19 protein-coding genes, 1 tRNA gene, 1 other RNA gene and 1 pseudogene are annotated in these 25364 nt (G+C 71.6%); 13 read left to right on the top strand and 9 right to left on the bottom strand.

The genetic code is table 11. The features are described from left to right. Positions 1-89: 89 nt before the first annotated feature. Entirely contained in the window at positions 90-548 is a 459-nt protein-coding gene (locus tag D8Y23_RS08570; RefSeq protein ID WP_240663838.1) for a MarR family winged helix-turn-helix transcriptional regulator, read from the top strand. Between the two features lie 44 nt (positions 549-592). Here the strand turns inward: D8Y23_RS08570 and D8Y23_RS08565 are convergent, their stop codons facing one another. Beyond that, the gene (locus D8Y23_RS08565; protein WP_128217733.1) at positions 593-937 is read right to left on the bottom strand and encodes a hypothetical protein; all 345 of its coding nucleotides are present in this window, start codon (positions 935-937) and stop codon (positions 593-595) included. Positions 938-1107: 170 nt separating this feature from the next. Here D8Y23_RS08565 and D8Y23_RS08560 point away from each other — a divergent pair, with 170 nt between their 5' ends. Beyond that, positions 1108-2043, top strand: coding sequence for a helix-turn-helix transcriptional regulator (locus tag D8Y23_RS08560; RefSeq protein ID WP_205796953.1), 936 nt, complete (start codon positions 1108-1110; stop codon positions 2041-2043). Between the two features lie 14 nt (positions 2044-2057). Here D8Y23_RS08560 and D8Y23_RS08555 read toward each other — a convergent pair whose 3' ends face one another. Then, positions 2058-3548, bottom strand: a complete 1491-nt coding sequence (locus tag D8Y23_RS08555) for a SulP family inorganic anion transporter (protein WP_128217732.1) — start codon at positions 3546-3548, stop codon at positions 2058-2060. 92 nt (positions 3549-3640) lie between these two features. On the opposite strand from D8Y23_RS08555, the gene D8Y23_RS08550 reads away from it, so the two are divergent. After that, on the top strand, positions 3641-4012 hold the full coding sequence (locus D8Y23_RS08550) for a MerR family transcriptional regulator (RefSeq protein WP_128217731.1): 372 nt from the start codon (positions 3641-3643) through the stop codon (positions 4010-4012). 88 nt (positions 4013-4100) lie between these two features. Next, positions 4101-4192 (top strand) — tRNA-Ser (locus D8Y23_RS08545). A 48-nt stretch (positions 4193-4240) separates the two neighbouring features. On the opposite strand, the gene D8Y23_RS08540 is transcribed toward D8Y23_RS08545, so the two are convergent. Genes D8Y23_RS08540 through D8Y23_RS08530 form a run of 3 tightly spaced genes read right to left on the bottom strand, consistent with a single transcriptional unit; the run spans position 4241 to position 8832 of the window. Continuing rightward, positions 4241-6547, bottom strand: a complete 2307-nt coding sequence (locus tag D8Y23_RS08540; RefSeq protein WP_128217730.1) for a transglutaminase TgpA family protein — start codon at positions 6545-6547, stop codon at positions 4241-4243. Continuing rightward, the gene (locus tag D8Y23_RS08535) at positions 6534-7778 is read right to left on the bottom strand and encodes a DUF58 domain-containing protein (protein WP_240663837.1); all 1245 of its coding nucleotides are present in this window, start codon (positions 7776-7778) and stop codon (positions 6534-6536) included. The genes D8Y23_RS08540 and D8Y23_RS08535 overlap by 14 nt, the downstream gene beginning before the upstream one ends. 7 nt (positions 7779-7785) lie before the next feature. Then, on the bottom strand, positions 7786-8832 hold the full coding sequence (locus D8Y23_RS08530; protein WP_128217729.1) for an AAA family ATPase: 1047 nt from the start codon (positions 8830-8832) through the stop codon (positions 7786-7788). A 153-nt stretch (positions 8833-8985) separates the two neighbouring features. Here D8Y23_RS08530 and D8Y23_RS08525 point away from each other — a divergent pair, with 153 nt between their 5' ends. Next, complete coding sequence (locus tag D8Y23_RS08525) at positions 8986-9894, top strand: ROK family protein (protein ID WP_128217728.1); 909 nt, start codon at positions 8986-8988, stop codon at positions 9892-9894. Positions 9895-9904: 10 nt separating this feature from the next. On the opposite strand, the gene D8Y23_RS08520 is transcribed toward D8Y23_RS08525, so the two are convergent. From D8Y23_RS08520 to D8Y23_RS08510, 3 genes are read right to left on the bottom strand one after another with little or no spacing between them, the layout of a single operon-like run. After that, entirely contained in the window at positions 9905-10399 is a 495-nt protein-coding gene (locus tag D8Y23_RS08520; RefSeq protein ID WP_128217727.1) for a hypothetical protein, read from the bottom strand. 4 nt (positions 10400-10403) lie between these two features. Continuing rightward, positions 10404-12410, bottom strand: a complete 2007-nt coding sequence (locus D8Y23_RS08515; RefSeq protein ID WP_128217726.1) for a primary-amine oxidase — start codon at positions 12408-12410, stop codon at positions 10404-10406. A gap of 38 nt (positions 12411-12448) precedes the next feature. Beyond that, on the bottom strand, positions 12449-13924 hold the full coding sequence (locus tag D8Y23_RS08510; protein WP_128217725.1) for an APC family permease: 1476 nt from the start codon (positions 13922-13924) through the stop codon (positions 12449-12451). Positions 13925-14128: 204 nt separating this feature from the next. Between D8Y23_RS08510 and D8Y23_RS08505 the strand changes: the two are divergent. The 3 genes and pseudogenes from D8Y23_RS08505 to ffs all read left to right on the top strand — a co-directional run. Next, a pseudogene (locus D8Y23_RS08505) lies at positions 14129-15436 on the top strand (APC family permease); the annotation flags it as partial. A 172-nt stretch (positions 15437-15608) separates the two neighbouring features. Further along, positions 15609-16298 carry a helix-turn-helix domain-containing protein gene (locus D8Y23_RS08500; RefSeq protein WP_128217723.1) on the top strand — a complete coding sequence of 230 codons (690 nt, stop codon included), beginning with the start codon at positions 15609-15611 and terminating at the stop codon, positions 16296-16298. A 26-nt stretch (positions 16299-16324) separates the two neighbouring features. Further along, an RNA gene (gene ffs / locus D8Y23_RS08495) (signal recognition particle sRNA small type) lies at positions 16325-16421 on the top strand. A 27-nt stretch (positions 16422-16448) separates the two neighbouring features. Here ffs and D8Y23_RS08490 read toward each other — a convergent pair. Then, on the bottom strand, positions 16449-17123 hold the full coding sequence (locus D8Y23_RS08490; protein ID WP_128217722.1) for an NUDIX domain-containing protein: 675 nt from the start codon (positions 17121-17123) through the stop codon (positions 16449-16451). 86 nt (positions 17124-17209) lie between these two features. On the opposite strand from D8Y23_RS08490, the gene pta reads away from it, so the two are divergent. The 5 genes from pta to D8Y23_RS08465 form a co-directional block, all read left to right on the top strand. Beyond that, positions 17210-19345 carry a phosphate acetyltransferase gene (gene pta, locus D8Y23_RS08485; RefSeq protein ID WP_128217721.1) on the top strand — a complete coding sequence of 712 codons (2136 nt, stop codon included), beginning with the start codon at positions 17210-17212 and terminating at the stop codon, positions 19343-19345. Further along, on the top strand, positions 19342-20574 hold the full coding sequence (locus D8Y23_RS08480) for an acetate/propionate family kinase (RefSeq protein ID WP_128217720.1): 1233 nt from the start codon (positions 19342-19344) through the stop codon (positions 20572-20574). Before pta ends, D8Y23_RS08480 begins: the two co-directional genes overlap by 4 nt. Before the next feature lie 87 nt (positions 20575-20661). Then, a complete protein-coding gene (locus D8Y23_RS08475) occupies positions 20662-21396 on the top strand; it encodes an HAD family hydrolase (protein WP_128217719.1) in 735 nt (244 codons plus the stop codon). A gap of 54 nt (positions 21397-21450) precedes the next feature. Continuing rightward, positions 21451-23979, top strand: coding sequence for a glycoside hydrolase family 65 protein (locus D8Y23_RS08470; protein ID WP_128217718.1), 2529 nt, complete (start codon positions 21451-21453; stop codon positions 23977-23979). A 188-nt stretch (positions 23980-24167) separates the two neighbouring features. Beyond that, positions 24168-25364: DNA polymerase III subunit gamma and tau (locus D8Y23_RS08465; protein ID WP_128217717.1), on the top strand; the 1197-nt coding region annotated here is incomplete at its 3' end.

Here is a 25364-nt window from a genome sequence, read left to right as displayed (position 1 = left end):
CGCACACGGTCCCGGCAGTGGTGAAACACGCCCTCTTCCCCGGCGCGGGGGTCGGCGCCGCAGAGCTGGCGCCAGTACGATCGGGGGTCGTGCAGAACTTTTCCGACTCGTCGACGGAACCGGGTGCGGGGTCCGCTCTCGGAACCGCGCTCCTGGGCTACGACGAAGCGCGCTGCTCCGCCATGGCGGAGGCGCGTCGCGCTCTCTCGCTCAACGAGCTGGACGCGAAGGCTCTGCTGTTCATCGCGGCGAATCCGGGCGCGCGACCGTCACACGTGCGAGATCACCTCGGCATCACCTCGGCCGGCGTCACCACTCTCATCGACCGCTTGGTGCAGCGCGGCACGGTCCGCCGCGACCTCGATACGGAAGACCGCCGGGTGAACCACATCACCGCAATCGTCGACCTGGACGCGGCACCCTGGTGCTCGCTCCGCGCGTTCGACGCCGCGGTGGAGTCGGCGATCGCCGAGCTCGAGCCCGCGGACGCGTCCGCGGTTGCGGACGTGCTTCGGCGACTGACGGCCGCTGGCACCGCCTCCCGCTGAACCTCGCAGAGAGCCGCGCACCTCGAGCAGGAGCGGGATCGGCGTCAGGAACGGCCGTCGAGGAAGGCCTGAGCGCGCGCCTGGAGGAACATGCACAGGGCCGAGAGCATCGCCAACTCGCCCGAGAGGGCCAGCACGCGCGCCGAGCCGAGCGGTGCGGCGGTCTCGCGCGGTTCGAACGTCACGGCCCATCCGGTCGACCCCGGCTCGGTATCGGGTGCCACGTAGAACGTCGTCGACACGGAGCGCAGGCGAGCGGCGATGAGGCCCGTGTCGGAGTCGTCCTCGCTGTCCTGGGGGATGACCCTCAGAATGCCGGCGTCGTCGTAGCCGAGCGCACGGAAGTCGTCGATCCACGTCTGCAGTGTGGCGGTGGTGCGGAATGGCATGAGGGATCCCGTCTGTGAGCGCGCGGCGGGGGCGGCGACTTCCTCGATTATCCGGCCTGCCGGGGGAAAGTACTGCATGTTCGTCCGCCGTGGTACCGGTTCCGTCGCACAATTCGCTCAGGGACGCAACGGTCTATCCGATTTCGGCAGTCCGAACCTATGAAATCCCCGTGGAGCATACGCACGTCGAAACCAGGGATGCCGGCACGGTCGAGGAGATGTGGCAGACGGTCATACCGGGGGCACGCATCTCACGCGCCGAAGGTATTCAACCCGCTTTCGTCTTCCACGGTGCCGCGGATCCCGGCTTCGGTTTCTGCGACTACACCGTCGGATCGACGATGGTCACCGAGTCCGACCCGGGCGATCAGATGATCGTCGGGCGGATCGCCGGCCCGCGCATCCGCGCGACCTACCGCCGGGAACGCATCGACACCGCCGTTCCGTTCGTCGTCACCGAGCGTCCGATCGAGATCGCCTTCTCGGGTCGGATCGCGGGAACGGCGCTGTCCTTCGCACGCAGCGAGGTCGACGAGGCCGCGCGTCGGATCTCCGGCGACGATGCTCTCCGGGTGCGACTGACGGGGCACGTCCCGCTGTCGGAACAGCGCCTGCGCTACTGGACGCGCACGTGGGAGTACGGCCGAGACGTGCTGCTGCGTTCTCCGGAACGGTCGCCGGTCGTCGAACAGCAGGTGCGCTCGCTCCTGCTCGAGGCGTCGCTCATGACCTTCCCATCGACCTTCACGGAAGCGCTCGCCGCGGGGCGGCCGGCGCGGGCGTTGCCGGCTCCGGTCCGGCGGGCCAAGGCATACATCGACGCCCACGCCACCGGGCCCATCGCACTGGCCGACATCGCCCAGGCCGCTCGTCTGTCGCCGCGCGGGCTGCAGTACGCCTTCCGCACGGCCACCGGGCGCACGCCGATGCAGTACGTCCGACGGGTGCGACTGGATGCCGCCCGCGCGGAGCTGCGCGCGGCCGACCCCTCGGTGGAGACGGTCGCCGCGATCGCTGCCCGGTGGGGCTTTTCGAACCTGGGACGGTTCGCCGCGATGTACCGCGGTGAATTCGGCGAGACGCCGTCCACGACGCTGCGCTCCTGACGCGTCCTGCGGGCTCAGTGCCCTCCGAGCGTTCCGGTCAGACGGCCGTGGATGCGCGCGGTCGGCACGTTCATCCCGACGATGTCGACGCTGGTACCGAGGCGGGCGTACCGGGTCTGCACGGCGTCGAGGGCGGCCACCGTCGAGGCGTCCCAGACGTGCGAGCCGGACAGGTCGATCACGACGTGGCCCGGGTCGCGGTGATACGCGAACTTCGTGGTGAGATCGTGGCTCGAGGCGAAGAACAGCTCGCCCTCCACTCGGTAGCGGGCGGTGTCGCCGTCGAGCTCCCGGTGCACCCGCGTCACACCGGCGACGCGTCGGGCGAACAGGACCGCGGCGACGATCACTCCGACTCCGACGCCGATGGCGAGGTTGTGCGTCCCGACGGTGACCGCAACGGTGGCGACCATGACGGTCGTCTCGCTCAGCGGCATGCGTCGCACGGAGGACGGGCGGATGCTGTGCCAGTCGAACGTGGCGATCGAGACCACGATCATGACCGCGACGAGCACGGCCATGGGGATGATCGCGACGACATCGCCGAACACGAGGACGAGCAGGAGGAGGAACACTCCGGCGAGGAACGTGGAGATGCGCGTGCGCGCCCCCGACGCCTTCACGTTGATCATGGTCTGACCGATCATCGCGCAGCCGCCCATCCCGCCGAAGAGGCCCGACAGCACGTTCGCTGTGCCCTGCCCGAGGGACTCCCGCGTCTTCGACGACGGGGTGTCGGTGATCTCATCGACCAGCGCGGCGGTCATGAGGGATTCGAGGAGACCGACCACGGCCATGGCGAGAGCGAACGGGAAGATGATCGCGAGCGTTTCGACGGTGAGGGGGACGTCCGGTAGGAGCAGCACCGGCAGGCTCTCGGGCAGCGCGCCCTGATCTCCCACCGTCGGCACCGAGATACCGAACACGACCGCCGCGCCCGTCAGGAGCACGATGGCAACGAGCGGCGCAGGCACGGCCCGGGTCAGGCGCGGCAGGAGGTACATGATCGCCAGGCCCGCCGCGGTGAGGGGGTAGACCATCCACGGCACCCCGATGAGCTGCGGCACCTGGGCGATGAAGATCAGGATCGCGAGCGCGTTGACGAACCCGACCATCACGCTGCGGGGGATGTAGCGCCTGAGCTTCGCCACACCGAGGAGCCCGAAGACGACCTGGAGGAGGCCGCCGAGGATCACGGTCGCGAGCAGATAGTCGACCCCGTGCTCCCGGGCCACGGGCGCGATGACGAGGGCGATCGCTCCCGTGGCGGCGCTGATCATCGCGGTGCGCCCGCCGAGGAATGCGATCGCGACCGCGATGACGAACGACGAGAACAGTCCCAACCGCGGGTCCACGCCCGCGATGATCGAGAACGCGATGGCCTCCGGGATCAAGGCGATCGCGACGACGAGGCCCGCGAGAATCTCACGGGTGAGCAATCGGGGCGAGCGCAGCGCCTGCAGGACGGTGGGCTCGGGGCGCGAGCGCGCGCGGACGTCGGTCACGGGGACTCCGGAGGGGTGGGGGAGAATCGAGGGGTCGCGAGCGCGACCGTCAAACTCTACCGTAACGAGAGGTTTACGGGATCGGGGATGCCATGGACCAGGTCCGGCCGATGCAGATCGGCGAACTCGCCGAGCGCACGGGACTATCGATCCGCACACTTCGGCATTACGACGAGATCGGTCTCCTTCGACCGTCCGCGCGATCGGAGGGCGGATTCCGGCTGTACACGGCGGACGACGAATCCCGTCTGCTCCTCATCCGTCGGATGAAGCCGCTGGGGTACTCGCTCGAGCAGATGGGGGAGTTGCTCGCCGTGGTCGACGGGCTGGTTGCCGCGCCCCAGGACGACGATCTGCGGGCCCGGCTCGATGGCATCCGGGAAGAGGCGATCACACGCCGCGACGGGTTGCGCCGGCAGCTCGCCGCCGCCGACGAGTTCCTCGCTCAGCTGGCCGAGCGCTGACGGTGCGGGACGGCGGCTGGTGACGCCGCAGCCTCCGGGCGCTGCCGCGGCGTGGGGACGCACCCGCCGCCGTGTAAGATCGACTGTTGGAAGTGTGTCCGAGCGGCCTAAGGAGCATGGCTGGAATCCATGTAGGCGGGGTAACTCGCCTCGCAGGTTCAAATCCTGTCACTTCCGCCACGGAGAGCCCCGTCCGAACCAGAGTTCGGGCGGGGCTCTCGCCGTCGGTCAGCCGACTCGATCCCGCACCTCGACCGCGGCCGACTGCTCGCGCATCGTGAGGGAGCGGGGGAGCACCACCGCCAGCGCGCGCCGCACCGCGGACGTCCCACTGCGCAGGCGTGCGCGGACGCGGTCCACCGCCGCCGCGAGCACCGTGGCGTCGCCCGACCGCGCGTCGTCTTCGGCGTAGATCGCGTGTTCCAGCGCGTCCCGCACGAGCCCGATGTCGTCGGCATCCACCCCGTGGACCTCGACGAGGCGGGCCGCGAACGCGCGCGGCGACTCCGCATCCGGGGCGGGGATGCCGAGGTCCACCGCGTACGCGCGGATCTCGGCCCAGGCCGCGACGGCGTCGCCCGCGCGGACGAGCCGCGCACGCGAGCGCCGGCGTCGGGCGGCCAGCGTCGCGGGAGCGGCGAGCAGCAGGAGAAGCACGACGCCGCCGAGGGTCAGGAGAACGCCCGCCGGGGTCTGCGCGGCCGCCGCCCCCGAGCCGGTGGCCGCAGCCCCGGGGCCGTCCTGATCGCCGAGCTGAGGGGCGTCCGTCGCGGCGGCGCCGGGGGTCGCGGCATCCTGCTGGTCGGGTGCGGTGGTCGCTCCGGGCGCGCCGGTGGTCGTTCCGGAGGCGAAGGTCGTAGGCACGCCGAGGCTGTTGGTCGGCTCGAAGGGCACCCAGCCGATGCCGCGGAAGTACACCTCGGGCCACGCGTGCAGCTGGCTGGAGGTGACCGTGAACTCGGTCGTGCCGGTCTGTTCGACGGACCCGGAGCGCGTCCCGGGGAGGTAGCCGACGACGATGCGGGAGGGCATGTCGAGCGTGCGCGCCATGACCGCGAAAGCCGAGGCGAAGTGGACGCAGTAGCCGGTGCGTTCTTGCAGGAACTGGGCGACGGCATCCATTCCGGCCCCGTCGAACCCCGCGTCGACGGGGGCGTCGAGGGAGTAGCGGAACTGGCTGCTGCGGAACCAGCTCTGCAACGCCACCAGAGCGTCGTAGGGCGACTGCGCGTCGGCGGTGACGCTTCGCGCGGTCTCGCCGATGATGGCCGGTACGTCCGCGGGGAGCTCCCTCACCGCGTCGCCGAGTTCGTCTCCTCCGACCGGACGCGAGCGGATCTGCTCGAGCGTGGGGCGCGGCACGATCGCCTCGGCCTCGTAGTCCTGGTTGCGCGACGACCCGGAGCGCGACACGATCGTCCGGTTCGACGGCAGACCGAGCCACTCTCCCTCGAGGCCGGTGACGGTGGATGCGGGGTAGGGCACGGGGAGCCACGGGCTGTCGAGCTCGCCCACCGTGACGTTCGTGGTCCAGTCGGCCAGCGCGATGTCGCCGTCCACGGGAACGGGATCGAACACGGGGCCGTCGCCCGGCACCGTCACGCTGTCGCCCGTGTCGGGCTGCCAGACGGCTCCGTCGAACTGCGACAGCGTGACCGCCCGCAGGTACGGTGCCGAGGGGCCGGTGGTGGTGACCGTGAGCACGTCGATCTCGCGCGGCTGACGCAGGTCGTTGCCGAGCTCGAGGGTGGGGTTGATCGTCGTTCCGAATCCGGCTCCGGTGCCGGAGGCGAACCGCAGGCCGGGCTGAGGCAGGAGCGGGACGGCGACGAGCGTCACGACGACGGCCGCGGCGGCGATCCCGAGCGCGGTGGCCGAGGCACCCTGCGCGCGCGTGCTGCGGCTGCGGGGCGGAGCGGTCGATCGGGTGCGGGAGCGCACGTCCACGCGCAGGAGGAAGAGCACCGTGGCGGCGAGGACCAGCACCGCGGGCACGTCGACCGCGGCGGGGATGGCGATCGTCGGGATGAGCGAGACCGCGACGAGCCCGACGCCGCCCAGCAGCGGCATCCGCGCCGTCAGGACCACGTGGTCGAGCACGATGGCCAGACCGGCGATCGCGGCGACGAGGACGAAAGCCAGTCCGGTGGCGGGCTCGACCGGGGCGACCCCCAGCCGGATCTCCTCGGATGCCGCGGCGTACAGAGTCGGAACGGACGCGATCGTCGCCGGCGTGGGGATGACCCCCAGGGCCGCCGTCCCGCGTCCGAAGAGCGCCGTGAGCAGGAGCACCCCGACGATGAGCTCGACGACCGTGGCCGCGAGCGCGGGCAGCCGCGAGAACCGCACGGCGAGGCCGCTGGCCAGGACGGCCGCGGCGGCGACAAGCGCTCCCGCGGTCCAGCTCCCGGGCGCGATGACGGAGAACACCGGCAGCAGAGCGGCGACGATCCCCGCGAACACACCGAGGGACAGCAGGGCGAGGTCACGTCGCCGGCGCACCGGCGCCGAGGTTCCCGCCTCACGCACCGACACGGGCGTCCTCCGGTCGTATCGCGCGGTCCCACGCCTGCGCGACATCGCCTCCGGGCGCGAGCGTGGTCGCGTGCCAGCCCGTCGTCGCGGCCTCGAGACCGACCGTGTCCTCCGCCACGGCCACGAGCACCGCGAGTGCGGAGCGGGGCGCGGCGGCGCGCAGGGCCGACAGATCGTCGTGTGCGACGCGTCCGGTGACGACGACGACGGGACCGAGCATCGCCGTGGTCGCCGCCGGGATGATGCGGCGCGACGGGCCGTCGGGCCGAGCCCGCAGGGTCGCGAAGGACGCCGCGAGCCCGCGGGCCTCGGCATCCTCTCCGCCCTCGACGGGGTCTGCGAGGAGTTCGCCGTCGCTGTCGACCACGTCGACGGTGTAGCCCTCGTGCACGAGACGGGCGACCGCCGAGACGCAGACCGAGATCGCGGTCTCGAACGCGCGGTCGCGCCCGGGAGTCTCGCCGGCCGCGGGCGACCAGCGCGAGAGCGCGCGGTCGAGCACGACCGTCGCGGCGGGACTGGACTCCTGCTCCTCCTGGCGCACCATGAGGGTGTCGCGGTGAGCCGTTGCGCGCCAGTGGATGCGCCGCATCGAATCCCCCGGGGCGTAGGGGCGGGCGACGAGGTTGTCCGCGCCCTGACCCAGTTGCAGGGCGCTGCTCTGGCGCGTGCCTCCCGCCTCGCCGGGTGAGGACGGCAGTGGTCCGAGCTCCACGATCGTCGGTGCGACCGTCACCTCGGTGGGGCGACCGACCGCGAAGCGGCGACGGATCACTCCGAACGGATCGGTCGTGGACACGCGCAGAGGGCCCACCGAATGGATGCCACGCACCGCCCCGTTCATCTCGTACCTCAGCAGCACGGGTGCCCCCGCGCGGCGGAGCGTGGACGCCGCGGCCGGGAACGCGCCCTCGGCGCGCCCCTCGATCCCGGTCGGCAGCGCGTCGGACCACCGGCCCGGCAGCGTCGGCAGCGGCGTGCTGACGCGCACCGACAGACGGACCTCGGCGATCCCGCCCACCTCGGCGACCTCCGGCGAGACGGTGCGGACGACGTCTCCCGTGGCGCGGACGACGAGAGCGCTGATCGCCGCGCACACGACGAGCGCGAGCATGAGGACTCCGAAGTACAGCAGTTCGGGGATCGCGGCCTGTTGCGCCACGACGAATGCGACCACCGCGAGAACGAGCGCACCGGTGCCGCGCAGGGTCAGCGGCCACCGCTCCCTCACGGCGCCATCACGCTCGCTGGGCCAGCGGCACGCGCACGCTCGCCGCGATCCGTTCCAGGGCGTCGGTCACGACGACGGCGCCCGCGCGTCCTCCCGCGGCCGACCGGTTCGCGATGACGCGGTGCGCGAAGACGGGCAGGAGCAGCGCCGTGAGGTCGTCGGGGATGACGTACGCGCGCCCGTCGAGCGCTGCCCGCACCTTCGCGGCGCGGACGAGCTGGAGGGTCGCGCGGGGGCTGGCGCCGAGCCGGATGTCCGGGTGGCTGCGCGTGGCCTGCGCCAGCGCGACGGCGTACTCCTCGAGCGCGGGGGCCACGTGCACTCCGCGGGCCCAGGCGATCATCGCCGTGACCTGGCGGGCGGAGACCACCGGGGTCAGCGCGTCGAGCGGGTTCACGGCGTCGCGCTGGCGGAGCATGAGCGTCTCGGCCGCGGCATCCGGGTATCCCATCGAGATGCGCAGCAGGAAGCGGTCGCGCTGCGCTTCGGGAAGGGCGTACGTGCCTTCCATCTCCAGGGGGTTCTGCGTTGCGACGACGAGGAACGGGGACGGGAGCACGTGGGTGCGACCATCGACGGTGACCTGGTGCTCCTCCATCGCTTCCAACAGGGACGACTGCGTCTTGGGCGAGGACCGGTTGATCTCGTCCGCGATGACGATGTGCGCGAACACCGCGCCCGGCGTGAACTCGAAACGACGCTCGACCGGGTTGAACACCGACACGCCCGTGATGTCGCCGGGGAGCAGATCGGGCGTGAACTGGATGCGACGCACGTCGGCGTCGATCGTGGCGGCCAGAGCCCGCGCGAGCATCGTCTTGCCGACGCCGGGCACGTCCTCGATGAGGAGATGCCCCTCCGCGAGGAGCGCGATGAGGGCGCTGCGCACCGCGTCGGGCTTGCCGTCGATCACGCGCGACATCGACGCGATGATGCGCTCCGTGAGCCGGGCGAAGGACGCGGCGTCCAACCGGTCGTCCGCCTCGCCGCGGGGCGAGGGCGCGTCGGGGCGGCGGAGCCGCGGGGTCGCCTCGGGCATCACGGTCTCGTCCATGGCATCCCTCGTGTCGCACTGCGGCGGAGGAGCGTCGTGGCCGCCGTGACCTGATCGTAACCTGCGCGACCGAGCCCCGGGCCGGAATGCGGCAGGTGCTCAGGTGCGCGACGGCCGTAGGATCGGCCTTCGGTGCGACCCGAGGAGACCGACATGACCGCTGCCGCCCCCGTGCTCGCCGTCGACATCGGCGGGACGAAGGTGGATGCCGCCGTCGTCACCGCCGAGGGGCAGGTGCTGCGTGCGAGCGTCGCGCGCCGCCCGACCGGACGCGAGACCAGCCGTGAGGGCATCGCGGCGAACATCCGCGCGGCTGCCGCGGAGGCGCTCTCCGCCGTGCCGGACGTCCGCGTCGCGGCCATCGGTGTGGGCAGCGCCGGACCCGTCGACCTTCCCGCGCGGTCGGTGTCGCCGCTGAACCTTCCGCGGGCGGAAGGCCTCGAGATCGACGCGGTGCTGGGCGACCTGGTCGACGCTCCGCTGACCCTCGCGCTCGACGGCACGTGCATCGCCCTCGCCGAGCACTGGCGCGGAGCCCTCGTCGGGATCGACAACGCGATGGCGATCGTCGTGTCGACCGGCGTCGGGGGCGGGCTCGTCCTCGGTGGCCGTCCCGTCTCCGGCGCCACCGGCAATGCCGGCCACCTCGGGCAGACCTTCGTCCGCGCGATCGACGGCGACCCCGCCGCCGCGACGCTCGAGGCCGTCGCCGCGGGCCCCGGTTCGGTGGCGTGGGCCCGGTCGCAGGGTTGGGAGGGCGAGACCGGTCTCGACCTCGCGGCGTCGTACCGCGCGGGCGACGAGGTCGCCGTCGCCGCTGTCCGCCGCTCGGCGCGCGCGGTCGGTCAGGCCATCGCCGCTGCCGCCACGCTGTGCGACCTGGAGGCCGTCGCGATCGCGGGAGGCTTTGCGAAGGTCGCCGACGATTACGTCGACCTCGTGCGCGCCGCGGTGCGGGACGCCGCCGTGCACGCCTACGCGCGACGCTGCCGCGTCGTCGCGTCGGGACTCGACGGCGATGGTCCGCTCCTCGGTGCCGCGGCGCTCGCGCTGAGGGGCTGAAGGGGCGGGGTCACAGTCCCGCGATCGCCATGAGGACCACGGATGCCGCCATCGCGGTGATCTGCGCGCGGTCCAGGCGCGCCGGCATCCGGCGCATCACGGCGACCGAGGCGGCGACGTAGCCCAGGGCCCCGCCCGCGAGGACGGGCGCGAGAGCGACGCCGTGCGCGTGCCCCGACGGTGACCAGTGCGCCCCCATCGTCAGCGACAACGTGGCCATCGCGACGAGGCCGAGTGCGGTGTGGAGGGTCATGACTGCCGGGACCGGTACGGCCCGGCGCTGTCGCGGCCGCCGCCAGAACGCCAGACTCACCGCCGCGACGAGCAGGAGGGCCGTCCAGTAGACGGGCGCGACGAGCCCCCAGAGCCCGGCATCCAGCATCGCCAGGAGTATGAGCACGGATGCCACGACCTCGGGCGGCCGCACCCGCGCGCGATCGGCGGCCAGACAGCACGTTCCGATCGCGGCGGGGGCGACCGCCCACAGGTGGAGGATCTCGCTCATCGACTCAGCAGTGGTGCGCGCCGTCGTGTCCGTGCGCCGCGTGCCCGTCGTCGCCGCGACCGGTGGCGTGTGCCGCCGGCGAGCAGTGCGTGCTCTCGGGCGCCGGGACGTTCAGCACGGGGTTCCGCTCGAAGAAGTTGTACGGCTTGAGCGTGAACTTGGCGTAGTCCATGGGCATCACCGGCCAGTCCTCGTTGCGCGGGAAGTGCGTGAGGCCGAACGTGTGCCACAGCACGACGTCCTCGCCCACGAGCGGCTCGTCGCCGGAGATGAAATCCGGGATGCCGGCTCCGCCCGGGTGCTGGTTGACGAAGTCGCCCGCGGCGTACCTCTCGGCCGGGTCGTATTTCGTGACGAAGAGGTTCTTCGTCGCGAAGGCGGCGCGCGCGGCGATGGAGGACGCGTCGTCGGCCAGGAGCACCGGCGTCTCGGTCGGGAACAGCACGTACGAGGTCGCCTGTCCGCGCTCGGTGGTCTTCTCGGTCGAGGCGATCTGCCACACGCGGTTGACCGCGCCGTCGGCGACGCGGCCCGACACCTTCTCGCTCGCGATCGGCGTCACCTTCTTCGTGAACGCGTTGCCGGCCGGGTTCGTGGCCGAGATCGGCAGGCGCACCGCGTCGATCTCGTTGACGACGTTCGCGACGCCGTCGACGGTCATGTCCAGCCGCGCCGAGAAAAGGTGCTGGTGGTACGGCGCGCCCAGGCCCGGCGCCACCTCGGACGCGAAGGGGTAGTCCTCGCCCGGGTAGGCGGAGGTGAACAGGATGCCGGTGAGCTTGGCTTCGCACTCGATCGTGCCGTCGAGGTAGAGGTACCAGTAGAAGCCGTAGTCGTAGTTGCCCACGGTGGTGAAGAACGAGATGACCAGGCGGCGGGCCCGGCGGACCTCGCTGGAGCCGGTGAAGATGTCGCTGTGCTTCCAGAGGGAGCCGAAATCCTCCTCGTGCATGCAGACCGCGTTGCGGATGGTCCGCGGCATCCCGTTCTCGTCCGAGAGCACGGCGTCGACGTAGGTGATGTCGCCCACGCAGTCGCATCCGAGCTCGAGCTCGTTCGTGTAGCGGCCGAACAGGTACTCGCCGGTGTCGAAGTAGTTCTGCCAGAAGCGGTTCGGAGCCGGGTCGGCGTACGGGACGACCATTTCGCTGATGGACCCGCGGTACATCACGGGCCGCCCGGCGAACGAGAGCTGTCGGAGGATGAGGCCCTCGCGCGTATCGAAGCCGATGCGCAGGTCCCACTCGCCCCACGTGACGTGCTCGTCGTCGACCGTGAAGCTCGACCCCTCCGGCTGGGTGATCACGATGGGCTTCAGGCCCTCCAGCGGCGGCCCCTGCAGTTCCGGGTCGTCGAAGTTGCCGTGGGTCTCGGGTACCGCGAAGCCGGGGGTGTCGACGATCTCGGTCACCGATCGGGCGGCGACGTCGATGTAGGCGGTGAGCCCGTCGACGGGGTGCGCCCACGGGTGGTCGGCGGGGTGGTCCTGACGGAACGCGAAGGTGCGGAGGATGCGGCGGCCCGCCTCGTTCTCGTAGCCGTAGTGCCCCGCCGACAACGGCACGAGTACGACGTCGGCGGTGGTGAGGCCGCGTGCGGCGAGGGCGGCGACCCACTCGGCGCTCTCGTTCGCGATCACGCCGACTTCTTCGAACTCGGCATCCAGGATCGGAAGCTGCCCGTCGGAGCCGTCGAGTTCGGTTCGTCGCAGGACCGCGCCGGTGGCGAGCGAGACGACGAGGTCGAGGGAGTGGGCGGTGCGCAGGTTCAGCAGCTGCACGCGGGCGCGGCGCTCGGGAGCGGGTGCCTCGCCGCGCTCCCACGCCAGCACCTCGCCCTTGGGTGCTTCCTCGAGGCCGACGTAGGCGAAGCGGGTCGCCTCGTCGACGCCGTCGAGCCCGGCGACGATCGCGCGGACGGCGGTGATCTCGGCGGGCGTCAGCGAGCCGAGCGGGTGTGCGGGGGACTCCGGCGCGGTGTAGGCGGAGACGGCGGGATCGGTGAGGGTCATGGTGTCTTCCTGGGTGGAGCGGGTGGGGGACGGAGTGGTCAGCCGGCGATCGCGTCGGTGAGCTTGGCGTAGGCGGTGGGGCGGCGACGACGGATCCAGGCGGCCTGGGCGTAACCGAACAGCGGCACGATCACGACGAGGGCGAGCAGGGCCCAGGTCACCGCGCCGTACGTCGGCGCGCCGTCCGCATCGACGTCGCCGACCATGACCGGGAAGTAGGCCACGATCACCACTGCCGACACTGCGAGACCGAGGAAGCCGAGGGCCGGGGCGATGACGGTGTTCCATGGACGGCGGTCGGCGCGGTTGCGGGCGAAGTACACGATGACGGCGATCGAGGTGGCGGCCATGAGTGCCACGATGGCGACGGTCGCGACGCCCGAGAGCCAGGTGAACACCTGCAGGAGCGGATCGAGCCCGAGGAGCGCGAAGACGGCGAGCAGGATGCCGGCGGTCGCCGTCTGCACGAGCGACGATGCGTGCGGCGACAGGTGGCGGGCGTGGACGCCCGAGAGGCGGTCGGGGAGGACGCCCGCGCTCGACATCGCGTGCTGGTAGCGGGTGAGGACGTTGTGGAACGACAGCACGCACGCGAACATCGACGTCAGCAGCAGAACGTTCACGAGCACCTCGCCGACCGTGCCGAGATAGATCGCCACGGTGCGGAGCATGAGCGTCGCGGGGTTCTCGGCCGCCGCCGCCATGATGCCGCCCGGACCCCACGCCATGATCAGACCCCAGGTCGAGAGCGTGTAGAAGATGCCGATGCCGATGACGGCGCCGTAGGTGGCGCGGGGGATCGTACGGTCGGGGTCGCGTGCCTCGTCGCGGAAGATCGCGGTGGCCTCGAACCCGATGAAGGCGGCGATCGCGAACATCAGGCCCACGCCCGGCGACCCGCTGAGAACGTTGGCCGGCTCGAAGGGCGCGAGGCTGAGCCCCTCGGGGCCCCCGTCGATGACGACCGCGGCCACGAGCACCAGCACGATCGCGACCTCGGCCACCAGCAGCACGCCGAGCACCTTGCTCGAGAGGTCGATGTGGCGGTAGCCCAGGATGCCGACCAGTCCCACCGTCGCGAGCGCGTACAGCCACCACGCCAGGTCAGGCCCCCCGATAGAGACGACGGTGATCTCGAGGAGATAGCCCATGTAGCCGTACACCGCGACCTGGATCGTCGTGTAGGTCAGCATCGCCGTCCACGCCGCGGCAAGACCCGATGGGCGGCCCAGGCCGTAGCCGATGTAGGTGAAGAAGGCGCCCGGCCGCGGCACGTGGCGCGTCATCGCGGCCAGCCCCACGGCGAACAGGAGGAGGATGACGGCGCTGACCGCGTACAGCGTCGGGTAGCCGACGCCGTTGCCGATCAGGATGCCGAGGGGGCCGGCGCCGCCGACGACGGTGAGCGGCGAGGCGGCGGCGACGACCATGAAGATGATCGCCGTGACGCCCAGGGAGCCGCGGAGGGTGCGCGAGGGCGCTGCGGCGGCTCCCTTCGATTCGAGCTGGGTCATGTCGGAGCCTTTCGGAGGTCGGGTGTGCGTCCGAGGTTCCTCCCGCCGCGTTGCGCCTCGATGTGGCCGGCGTGAAAGTGCGTGCGCGCGGACTGAGACACCGCGGGCCGTGGCGTCCCAGTCGCGGACACGCGCGTGAAACATCGGTGTCTCGCCGGTGCAACGGCCGGGGCGTACGGTCGCCCCGAGCACACGGGGAGCACCATGACCGCACTTGCCCGCGCCATCGCCCGGCCCACGCCCGTCGCCGGCTTCGGCGAGCGATCACCGCTGCACGGACTCGAACGCCGCAGCATCGGCATCGTCGATCTCGCCGCGCAGTCCGTCGCCGCGGTCGCCCCGGCGGCGGCCGCGACCACGGTCGTCCTGCTCGTCGCGGGGGTCGCGCCGGGTGCCGCGGTGGCCGCGATCGTCGCCGCTGGGATCCTCAGCTTCGCCGTCGCCCGCACCGTGTCGCAGTTCGCGCGTCGCTTCGCCGCCGCCGGCGGGCTGTACACCTACACGGCCCGCGGATTGGGGGAGCGCGCGGGCCTGGCCGCGGGCGCCGCGATCGTCATCGGCTACGCAGCGATCGCGATGTTCGCGCTCCTCGGCGGCGCCTACTACCTGAGCTACCTTCTCGGGGCGGCGTGGCCGGGCGTGGACCGCGGTGTCACCGTGTCGCTGGCGCTCCTGGGCGAGGTCGCCTTCGTCGCGGCGGTGCTTGTCTCCGGCATCCGTCTGTCAGCCCGGGTCGCGCTCGTCGTCGAGGCGATCTCGGTGGCGCTCATCGTGGCGCTGCTGTCGGTACTGCTGGTTCTCATCGGCCCGAGCGACGTTCTCTCGACGCTCACGCCGGGTCCTTTCGATCCCGTTGCGCTCGCGGCGGGTGCGGTCGTCGCGCTCACCGCGTTCGTGGGGTTCGAGTCCGCTGCCACGCTCGGCGTGGAGTCGGTGGCGCCGCTGCGCAACGTCCCCCGCGCGATCACCGGCACCGTGGTCATCAGCGGGGCGGTCTACGTCCTGGCCGCCGTCACCCAGGTCTCGGGTTTTCACGCGCTCGGCCTCGACCTCGCCGCCAGCGCGTCGCCCGTCAACGACCTCGCGGGGGCCTTCGGACTCGGCCCGTGGGGAGTGGCCGCCGACCTCGGCATCGCGGCATCCTTCCTGGCGTGCGCGATCGGCACGATGACCGCGCTGGTCCGGGTGCTGTTCGCCATGAGCCGCGACGGGGTGCTGCCGGCGCGTCTGGGACGCACCCACCCGCGGCTGGGCACGCCGATCGCCGCGATCGCGGCGGCCCTGCCGGTCGTCGGGGGCGTTCCCCTGGTGCTCGCTCTCGCCGGGGTCGATGCGCGCGAGGCCATGCAGGCGACGCTCGCCGTCGGGGCGACGGGCTACATCGTCGCGTACGTGCTCGTCTGCGTCGCCGCCCCCGTCTTCCTGCGACGCATCGGCGAGCTGACCGTCGCGCCGGCGATCGTCGCGGTGGTGTCGGCCGTCGCGCTCACCGCCGCGCTGGTCGCGTTCCTCGTCGTCGGGTCCGACCTCGTCGCGCTGGCGTCGGTCGCGGCGGCGACCCTGCTCGCCGGTGCGGGCATCGCCGTCGTGGGGACACGCCCGCGCGCGCACCCGATCGGGGCGTACGACGAACCCGTGGCCGCGCAGGTGCTCGGGGGAGTCGCCCCGCCGGGACGGCGGTCCGATGCCTGAACCGCCGGGACTCGCCGCGCGCCAACCGGGGGCGGTCCGCTCCGCGCTGGCGGTGCTGGAGGCCGTGGCGCACCTGGGCGCGGGGGTGAGCGCCCAGCGCATCTCGACCGAGCTGGGCCTGGCGCGGGCGACGACGTACCGGCTGCTGAACCTTCTCGTCGAGGACGAGTACCTCGTCCGCACCCCCGACCTGTCCGGCTTCGCGCTCGGCGCCCGCGTCGCGCAGCTGGCCGGAGTGATCGCGGCGCCAGTGCGTCTGCCCGGGGCCGCGCGGGCGCTCCTCGCCGAGGCGCGGCGCGCCGTCCGCGGGGGAGTACACGTCGTGCTGTTCGTCGACGGGAGGGTCGTGGTGCTGGACGCCGACCCCGACTTCCCGCTCACCGATGTCGACCGCCTCGTCCGCGAGCCCGCCCGCTACGCCCTCGGCCGGATGCTGCTCGTGGCGGAGGGGCGGATCCCGGATGCCGCTGTCGCGGCGGATCTGCGTCGCTTCGGTGTCACGCGGCAGTGCGGCGAACTCGTGCCGACCACCGGGTGCCTCGCCCTCCCGTTGCGGGACGACCGGGGCGTCACGGTCGGGGCGGTGGGGTTCTCCGGAGCCCGACACCGTGTCGACGACCCCGCGGAGGTCATCGACACGCTCGGGCCGACCGCGCGGGCCCTCGCCCCGCTGGTGGTGTGAGGCTCCGCGACGTCGGGTAGACTCGAGTCAGCTCTCCGCGCGGCGGTATCCAGGCCAACTCCCCCAGGACGGAAACGTAGCAAGGGTAACCAGGCTCTGCCGGGTGCGCGGAGAGTCTTTTCATGCCCGGACGCGTCTGGATGCCACGCCTCAGCGCCGAGCGAACGGGCCGTCGATCACCGCCCACTGCAGCAGCATGATGGTCTTGGCATCCTGGATCTCGCCGTCGCGGATCATCCGCAGGGCCACCTCGATGTCGTACTCGAGGATCTCGATCTCCTCGTCCTCCTCGGCGAGACCGCCGCGGTCGCCCTCTCGCGTCGCGCCGTCGTAGGCGGCGGCGAAGAAGTGCAGGCGCTCCGTCACGGAGCCGGGGCTCATGTAGACCTCGAACACCGGCTCGACCTCGACGACCCGGACGCCGGTCTCCTCCTCGGCCTCGCGGCGGATCGCGGTGACCGGGTCGTCGTCGTCGAGCAGGCCCGCCGCGGTCTCGACGAGCATGCCGTCGGGGTGGTCGTTGACGTAGACCGGGTAACGGAACTGGCGCGTCAGCAGGACGGTGCGGCGGGCGGGGTCGTACAGAAGGATCGTCGCCCCGTTGCCGCGGTCGTACGTCTCGCGCTTCTGAGTGGTCCATTCCCCGTCGTCGCCCCGGTAGCGGAACGTCGTCGCCCGCAGCACGTGCCACCCCGCGGCGAGGAGTTCGACGTCCGTCACCTCGACGCGCGGATTGCGGTCGAGTTCGCGGCCGGTGAGATGCAGGCCGGTGCGGCCGCGGTGGTCGGGAACGGTGGTGCCGGGCAGGTCGGGCGAAGTGCTCACGAGGCGAGCCTAGGGTTCTCGTCCTGATCCCTCGACGCCGAGGCAACCCCCGTGTCCTGTCGGCCCCCGCGAATAGGGTGGATGCCGTGACGCAGAGCATCTACATCACGTCCGCCGAGGGGCACTCGGGCAAGTCCACGGTGGCTCTGGGCGTCCTCGACGCCCTCAGTCGCGTCAGTCCGCGCGTCGGCGTCTTCCGACCGATCGCGCGCTCCACCGCCGAGCGCGACTACGTGCTCGAGATGCTGCTCGATCACGACGGCGTCGACCTCGACTACGACGACTGCGTGGGCGTCACCTACGACGACGTCCGCGACGACGCCGACGCGGCGCTCGGCCGCATCGTCGAGCGGTACAAGGCCGTGGAGGCGCAGTGCGATGCGGTCGTCGTGATCGGCAGCGACTACACCGACGTCGGTAGCCCCGCCGAGCTCGCCTACAACGCGCGCATCGCCGCGAACCTGGGCGCCCCCGTGCTCCTCGTCCTCGGCGGCCGCGCCCAGCAGGGGCAGGGCGAGACGCTCGGCCTCTCCATCGCCCGCACCCCTCAGGAAGTCGGCCAAATCGCCGCGCTCGCCATGCCCGAGCTGCTGCACGAGCGTGCCGAGGTCTTCGCCGTCGTCGTCAACCGGGCCGATCCCGATCAGCTCGACGAGGTCGTGGCATCCGTCCGCCACGTCGTGGACACCGCCGGCGCGCCCCGTGGACGCACGGTGCCGGTGTGGGCGCTCCCGGAGGACCGCTTCCTCATCGCCCCCTCGATGCGCGGGGTGCTGCGCTCGGTCGAGGGCGAGATGATCAAGGGCGATCCCGAGCTCCTGACCCGCGAGGTGCTCGGCGTCGTCGTCGCCGGAATGTCAATGGTCAACGTGCTGCCGCGCCTGATGGAGTCGGCCGTCATCGTCATCCCCGCCGACCGCACCGAGGTGCTGCTGGCCACGTTGCTCGCCAACGCCTCGGGAACGTTCCCGTCGCTGGCGGGCGTCGTCCTCAACGGCGGGTTCGAACTCCCCGACCCGATCGTGCGGCTCATCGACGGTCTCGGATCGTCGCTGCCGATCATCGCGACCGACCTCGGCACCTACGACACGGCCGTACGCATCATGAACACCCGCGGTCGCCTGGCCGCCGACTCGCAGCGCCGGTACGACACGGCCCTGGCGATGTTCGAGCGCCACGTCGACACCGAGTTGCTGACGCGCGAACTGGGCGTCGCGCGTCCCAGCGTCGTCACGCCGCTGATGTTCGAGTACGGCCTCGTCGACCGTTCGCGCAGCGACCGCCGCCACATCGTGCTGCCCGAAGGAACCGACGATCGGGTGCTGAGAGCCGCCGCGACCGTGCTCGCCCGCGGCATCGCCGACCTGACGATCCTCGGCGAACCCATCGAGGTGCGCGGACGCGCGATCGAGCTCGGCATCGACATCCGTGACGCCGAGGTGCTGAGCCCCTTCGACGCGGTGCACGTCGACAAGTTCGCCACCGAGTATGCGCGCCTCCGCGCGCACAAGGGCGTGACCTACGCGCAGGCCGCCGACACCGTCACCGACGTCTCGTACTTCGGCACGATGATGGTGCACCTCGGGCTCGTCGACGGCATGGTCTCGGGTGCCGCGCACACCACGGCGCACACGATCCGCCCCGCCTTCGAGATCATCAAGACGGCGCCCGGCGTCTCGGTCGTGTCGAGCGTGTTCCTCATGGCCCTCGCCGACCGTGTGCTGGTCTACGGCGACTGCGCTGTGATCCCCGACCCCACCAGCGAGCAGCTCGCCGACATCGCGATCTCCTCGGCCGCGACCGCCGAACAGTTCGGCATCCAGCCGCGTGTCGCGATGTTGTCGTACTCGACCGGCGAGTCGGGCACCGGCGCCGACGTCGAGAAGGTGCGATCCGCGACCGCGCTGGTGCGCGAGCGGGCGCCCGAACTGCTCGTGGAGGGGCCGATCCAGTACGACGCCGCGGCCGACGCCGCCGTCGCTGCGGCCAAGATGCCCGGGTCCGAGGTGGCGGGCCGCGCGACGGTGTTCGTCTTCCCCGACCTCAACACCGGCAACAACACGTACAAGGCCGTGCAGCGCTCGGCCGGCGCCGTGGCGATCGGTCCGGTGCTGCAGGGCCTGAACAAGCCCATCAACGACCTGTCGCGCGGAGCCCTCGTCGACGACATCGTCAACACGATCGCCATCACCGCGATCCAGGCCCAGGGGAGCCCCGCGTGAGCGTCGTGCTGGTCGTCAACAGCGGATCGTCGTCCTTCAAGTACCAGTTGCTCGACATGGAGCACGAGCGCGTCCTCGCCTCGGGCCTGGTCGAGCGCATCGGCGAGGGGATCGGTGTCGCGACCCACACCGTCGCGGCGGCGGCTCTCGCCCCGGCAGGCGGTCCCGCGCCGACCGTCGTGGATGCCACCTCCACCATCGAGCGCGAGATCCCCGATCACACCGCGGGGTTCGCCGTCATGCTCGAGGCCTTCGCGGCCCACGGCCCCTCGCTCGACGAGCGTCCGCCGGTCGCCGTCGGACACCGTGTCGTGCACGGCGGGGCGCGGTTCTTCGAGCCGACGCTCGTCACGCCCCTGGTCGAGATCAACATCGACGAGCTCTCCGTGCTCGCACCCCTGCACAACCCGGCGAACCTGGCGGGGATCGTGGCGGCGAAGAAGGCGTTCCCCGACGTGCCCCACGTCGCCGTCTTCGACACGGCGTTCCACCAGACGCTCGCTCCGGCGGCCTACACGTACGCGATCGACCGGGAGCTCGCCGAGGCGCACCGCATCCGCCGGTACGGATTCCACGGCACGAGCCACAAGTTCGTGAGCGAGTCCGCGGCGGCGTTCCTGGGGCGCCCCCTCGGTAGCCTCCGGCAGCTGGTGTTCCACCTCGGCAACGGCGCGTCCGTGACGGCGATTGAGGGCGGGCGTTCCGTCGAGACGTCCATGGGCCTCACCCCGCTCGAGGGGCTCGTCATGGGCACGCGCTCCGGCGACCTCGACCCCGCCGTCCTCTTCCAGCTCGCCCGCCGAGCCGACCTCTCGATCGCCGACCTCGACACGCTGCTGAACAAGAAGTCGGGCCTGGTGGGCCTCGCCGGCGTGTCCGACATGCGCGACCTCACGGCGCGGTGCGACGCGGGCGACCCCGACGCACAGCTGGCGTTCGACGTCTACATCCACCGCCTCCGCGCGTACGCCGGCGCGTACCTCGCGCAGCTCGGCGGCGTCGACGTCATCTCCTTCACCGCGGGGGTCGGCGAGAACGCGGCCGATGTCCGTGCCGAAGCGGTGGCCACTCTCGGGTTCGCGGGCGTCGAGCTCGACCCCGAGCGGAACGCGGCTCGAGAGCGTGGCATCCGACGGATCTCGACGGACTCCTCGCGCGTCGAGGTGCTCGTCGTGCCGACCAACGAAGAGCTCGAGATCGCCCGCCAGACCCTGTCGGTCGCGTCCTGACCGTCGTCCCGCCCCTCACCCGCCACTACGCTGGACGAGCGGCGCACCGTCGTGTCCGCGTGTCCCGCCCGCGATCTGGAGCCCGCCGTGACCGAGAGCCGTGACCTGCCCGACCTGACCTCCTACGACGCCGTCCTGTTCGACCTCGACGGCGTGCTCACCCCCACCGCCGAAGTCCACATGCGCGCGTGGAAAGAGATGTTCGACGAGCTGTTCGCGGCGTGGGACATCCAGCCGCCGTACACCGACCGCGACTACTTCGACCACGTCGACGGCAAGAAGCGCTACGACGGCGTCGCGAGCCTGCTGCGCAGCCGCGACGTCGAGGTGCCGTGGGGCGATCCGTCCGACGACCCCGCGCTCGACACCGTGTGCGGCGTCGGCAACCGCAAGAACGTCGTGTTCTCGCGGATCCTCCGCGCCGAGGGCATCGCACCCTACCCGGGCTCGGTCGCGCTGCTGGAGATCCTGCAGGCCGCCGGCACCCCGATCGCCGTCGTGTCGAGTTCGAAGAACGCCGTCGAGGTGCTCGAGGCGGCGGGGATCCGCGACCGGTTCCCCGTCGTGATGGACGGTGTCGTCGCGGAGCGCGACCACCTGGCATCCAAGCCCGCGCCCGACGTGTTCGCCGAGGCCGCCCGCATGCTCCGGGTCGACCCGGCCCGATCCGCCGCCGTCGAGGACGCCACGAGCGGTGTCGCCTCGGCCTCCGCCGCCGGCTTCGCCCTCGTGGTGGGCGTCGACCGCGGCGTGGGGGCCGACCACCTCACCGCGGCGGGGGCGGACGTGGTCGTCGACGACCTGCAGGCGTTCGTAGACTGAGCCGTCGCCTCGCGCGACCCACCCGACACCCGGCACCGGAAGGCCCGCCCACCGATGATCGATCGCGATCGTTTCCCCGTCGACGAATGGCGCCTCGTCGAGACCGAGTTCTCGGTCGACGACACCGGCGTGACCGAGACCCTGTTCTCCGTCGGCAACGGCTATCTGGGGTTGCGCGGCAACTCCATCGAGGGGCGTTTCGCCCACGAGCAGGGCACCTTCATCAACGGCTTCCACGAGACGTTCCCCATCCGCCACGCGGAACAGGCGTACGGCTTCGCCGAGGTCGGCCAGACGATCATCAATGCCCCGGATGCCAAGGTCATGCGCGTCTACGTCGACGACGAGCCGCTCTCGCTCGACGTGGCGGACGTGCGCGAGTACGAGCGGGTGCTCGATATGCGCCAGGGGATCCTGCGCCGAACGCTTCTCTGGGTCACCCCGTCGGGCAAGGAGGTGCGCATCGAGGACGAGAGGTTCGTCTCGTTCGACGAGAAGCATCTCGCGATGCTGCGCCTGACCGTCACGGTGCTGAACTCCGATGCGCCCATCACGGTGTCGAACCAGCTCCTCAACCGTCAGGACGGCGAGGGGATCTACGGCGGGTCGCCGATGGCATCCGCCTCGACCGGGTTCGACCCGCGCAAGACCGAGAAGCTCACCGATCGCGTGCTCCAGCCGCGCGAATACTGGCAGGACGGCAACCGGTCGGCCCTGTCGTACGAGGTGACCGAGTCGGGCATGACGCTGGCCGTCGTCGCCGACCACGAGGTCGACACCGCCAACGAGTACACCTCGCGCTGGCTCATCGAACCCGACATCGCCAAGAACGTCTTCCGGGTGGAGGCCAAGGCCGGCGTTCCGACGACGATCACGAAGTTCGTCAGCTACCACACCTCGCGGGGCGTGCCCGCGGGCGAACTCGTCGACCGGTGCCGTCGCACCGTCGACCGCGCCCGCACGATCGGTTTCGCCACGCTCCGCGAGCGGCAGATCGACTGGTTCGCGGCCTTCTGGGATCGTTCGGACGTCCGCATCGGCGGTCAGGCCGACCTGCAGCAGGCGACGCGCTGGTGCCTGTTCCAGCTCGCGCAGGCCGCCGCCCGCGCCGACGGTCAGGGCGTACCGGCCAAGGGCGTCACCGGCTCGGGGTACAGCGGCCACTACTTCTGGGACACCGAGGTCTACGTGCTGCCGTTCCTGGCGTACACGACGCCGCAGTGGGCCCGGAACGCCCTGCGGATGCGGTATCTGATGCTCCCCGCTGCGCGCAAGCGTGCGCACCAGCTGAACGAGGCGGGTGCCCTGTTCCCGTGGCGCACGATCAACGGCGAGGAGGCCTCGGCCTACTACGCCGCCGGCACCGCGCAGTACCACATCAACGCCGACGTGTCGTTCGCGCTGGCGAAGTACGTCCGGGCCACGGGCGACGAGGCGTTCCTCGCCCGCGAGGGCGTGGACATCGCCGTGGACACCGCGCGGCTGTGGTCCACGCTCGGCTTCTGGCGCTCCAGCGACGGCGACGGCGATGGCGAGGACTCGTTCCACATCCACGGCGTCACCGGGCCCGACGAGTACACCACGGTCGTCAACGACAACCTGTTCACCAACGTCATGGCGCGGTTCAACCTGCGCTTCGCCGCGCGCACGGTCCGCGACCTCGCCGAGAACGACCCCGAGGCGTACGGGCGCATGGCCGACCGCATGAACCTTGACCCCTCCGAGCCCGACCGCTGGGAGAAGGCGGCCGAGGCCATGCACATCCCGTTCAGCCCGGCGCTCGGCATCCATCCGCAGGACGCCGTGTTCCTCGAGCGGGAGATCTGGGATCTCGAGAACACCCCGCCCGACCAGCGCCCGCTGCTGCTGCACTTCCACCCCCTGGTGATCTACCGCTACCAGGTGCTGAAGCAGGCCGACGTGGTGCTCGCGCTGTTCCTGCAGGGCAATCACTTCACGGATGCCGAGAAGCTCGCCGACTTCGAGTACTACGACCCGCTGACCACCGGCGACTCGACGCTGTCGGCGGTCGTGCAGTCGATCCTCGCGGCCGAAGTGGGGTATCAGGACCTCGCGCTGGAGTACTTCCGTCAGGCCGCGTTCGTCGACCTCGGCGACCTGCACCACAACGCCGCGGACGGTGTGCACGTGGCCTCGGCCGGTGGCGTGTGGACGGCGCTCGTCAGCGGGTTCGGCGGCATGCGCGATCACTTCGGCCGATTGACGTTCGATCCGCGCCTCCCCGTCGACTGGCCCGAGCTGTCGTACGTGCTGCATTGGCACGGCACCCGGCTGAACGTCACGCTCACCACCGGCGCTCTGACGCTGCACGCCGGAGAGGAGGGCGGCCCCGTCGAGTTCGCGGTACGCGGGGTGGACTACACCGTCGCTCCGGGTGAGACGGTCCGCGTCGCCCTGCACGGGCAGGGGCCGCTCATCCCGGGCCGCCCCTCGATCCGGCAGCTCGAGGGATCGGTCCGCGAGGACGGCACGCTGCTGTCGGCGTCGGTCCCGATCGTCACGGCGTCGATCCCGCTCGTCTCCAGCGACGACGAACCGGTGGCCGTCGGCCTCGACGCCTGATCTGCGCGTTCGAACGCGGTGGCGCCGGGGCGTCTCGAGAACAGGGGATGCCGCGGGAACAGGGCGTTCCGGGCGGAATCGGCCTGCGCCGGTGGCATCCACCTGTTCTGGTGGCGCGCGCCCGCGTGGAGGCCGTGCCCGGGGAGACCGCCGGACGCGATGTCGGAGGCACGCCGTAGGCTGGGGGAGTGACGACAGCCCTGTACCGCCGCTACCGCCCGCAGGCGTTCGGCGAGATGATCGGGCAGTCGCAGGTGACCGAGCCGCTGATGACAGCCCTCCGCAGTGACCGGGTGGGGCACGCCTATCTTTTCTCGGGGCCGCGCGGCTGCGGCAAGACGACCTCGGCGCGCATCCTCGCGCGCTGCCTCAACTGTGCCCAGGGCCCGACCGACACCCCGTGCGGCGAGTGCGACAGCTGTGTCGAGCTCGGTCGCGGTGGTGGAGGTTCGCTCGACGTCGTCGAGATCGACGCGGCCAGCCACAACGGTGTCGACGACGCTCGCGACCTGCGCGAGCGCGCGATCTTCGCCCCCGCCCGCGACCGGTTCAAGATCTTCATCCTCGACGAGGCGCACATGGTGACGCAGCAGGGGTTCAACGCCCTGCTGAAGCTCGTCGAAGAACCGCCCGCGCACGTGAAGTTCATCTTCGCCACCACCGAGCCCGAGAAGGTCCTCGGCACGATCCGCTCGCGCACGCACCACTACCCGTTCCGACTCGTCCCGCCCGCGGCGATGCTCGAGTACGTCCAAGAGCTCTGCGAGACCGAGGGTGTGGCCGTCGAGGCCGGGGTGCTGCCGCTCGTCGTGCGCGCGGGCGGAGGATCCCCGCGTGACACGCTCTCGCTGCTCGACCAGCTCATCGCCGGATCGGATCGGGATGCCGATGACCGCGTCCTCGTGAACTACGAGCGCGCCGTGGCCCTCCTGGGCTACACGCACTCCGAACTGCTCGACGAGGTCGTCGACGCGTTCGCCGCGCTCGACGGAGGCGGCGCGTTCGCCGCTGTCGACCGGGTCGTCCAGACCGGTCAGGATCCCCGCCGTTTCGTCGACGACCTGCTCGAGCGACTGCGCGACCTCATCGTCGTCGCCGCGACCGGAGCGGGTGCCTCGGCCGTGCTGCGCGGCGTCCCCGACGACGAGCTCGAGCGCATGGCGCGACAGGCCACGGCGTTCGGTGTCGCGCGTCTGTCGCGCACGGCCGACCTCGTGGTCGCGGCGCTCGACGAGATGACGGGGGCGACCTCCCCCCGGCTCCAGCTCGAGCTTCTCGTCGCTCGGGTCCTGACGCACGCGGGTGTTTCGCAGGGCGTTTCGCCCGCAGCCGCGCCGACGCACGCGGCCGAGCACGCCGCGGCTCCGGCCGCCGCCCGGACGCCG

It is taken from the genome of Microbacterium enclense (assembly GCF_004022425.1).
GTDB lineage: Bacteria > Actinomycetota > Actinomycetes > Actinomycetales > Microbacteriaceae > Microbacterium > Microbacterium enclense_A.
Note: the sequence above shows the minus strand (reverse complement) of the source record. Positions and strands in the feature narration are given on the sequence as shown.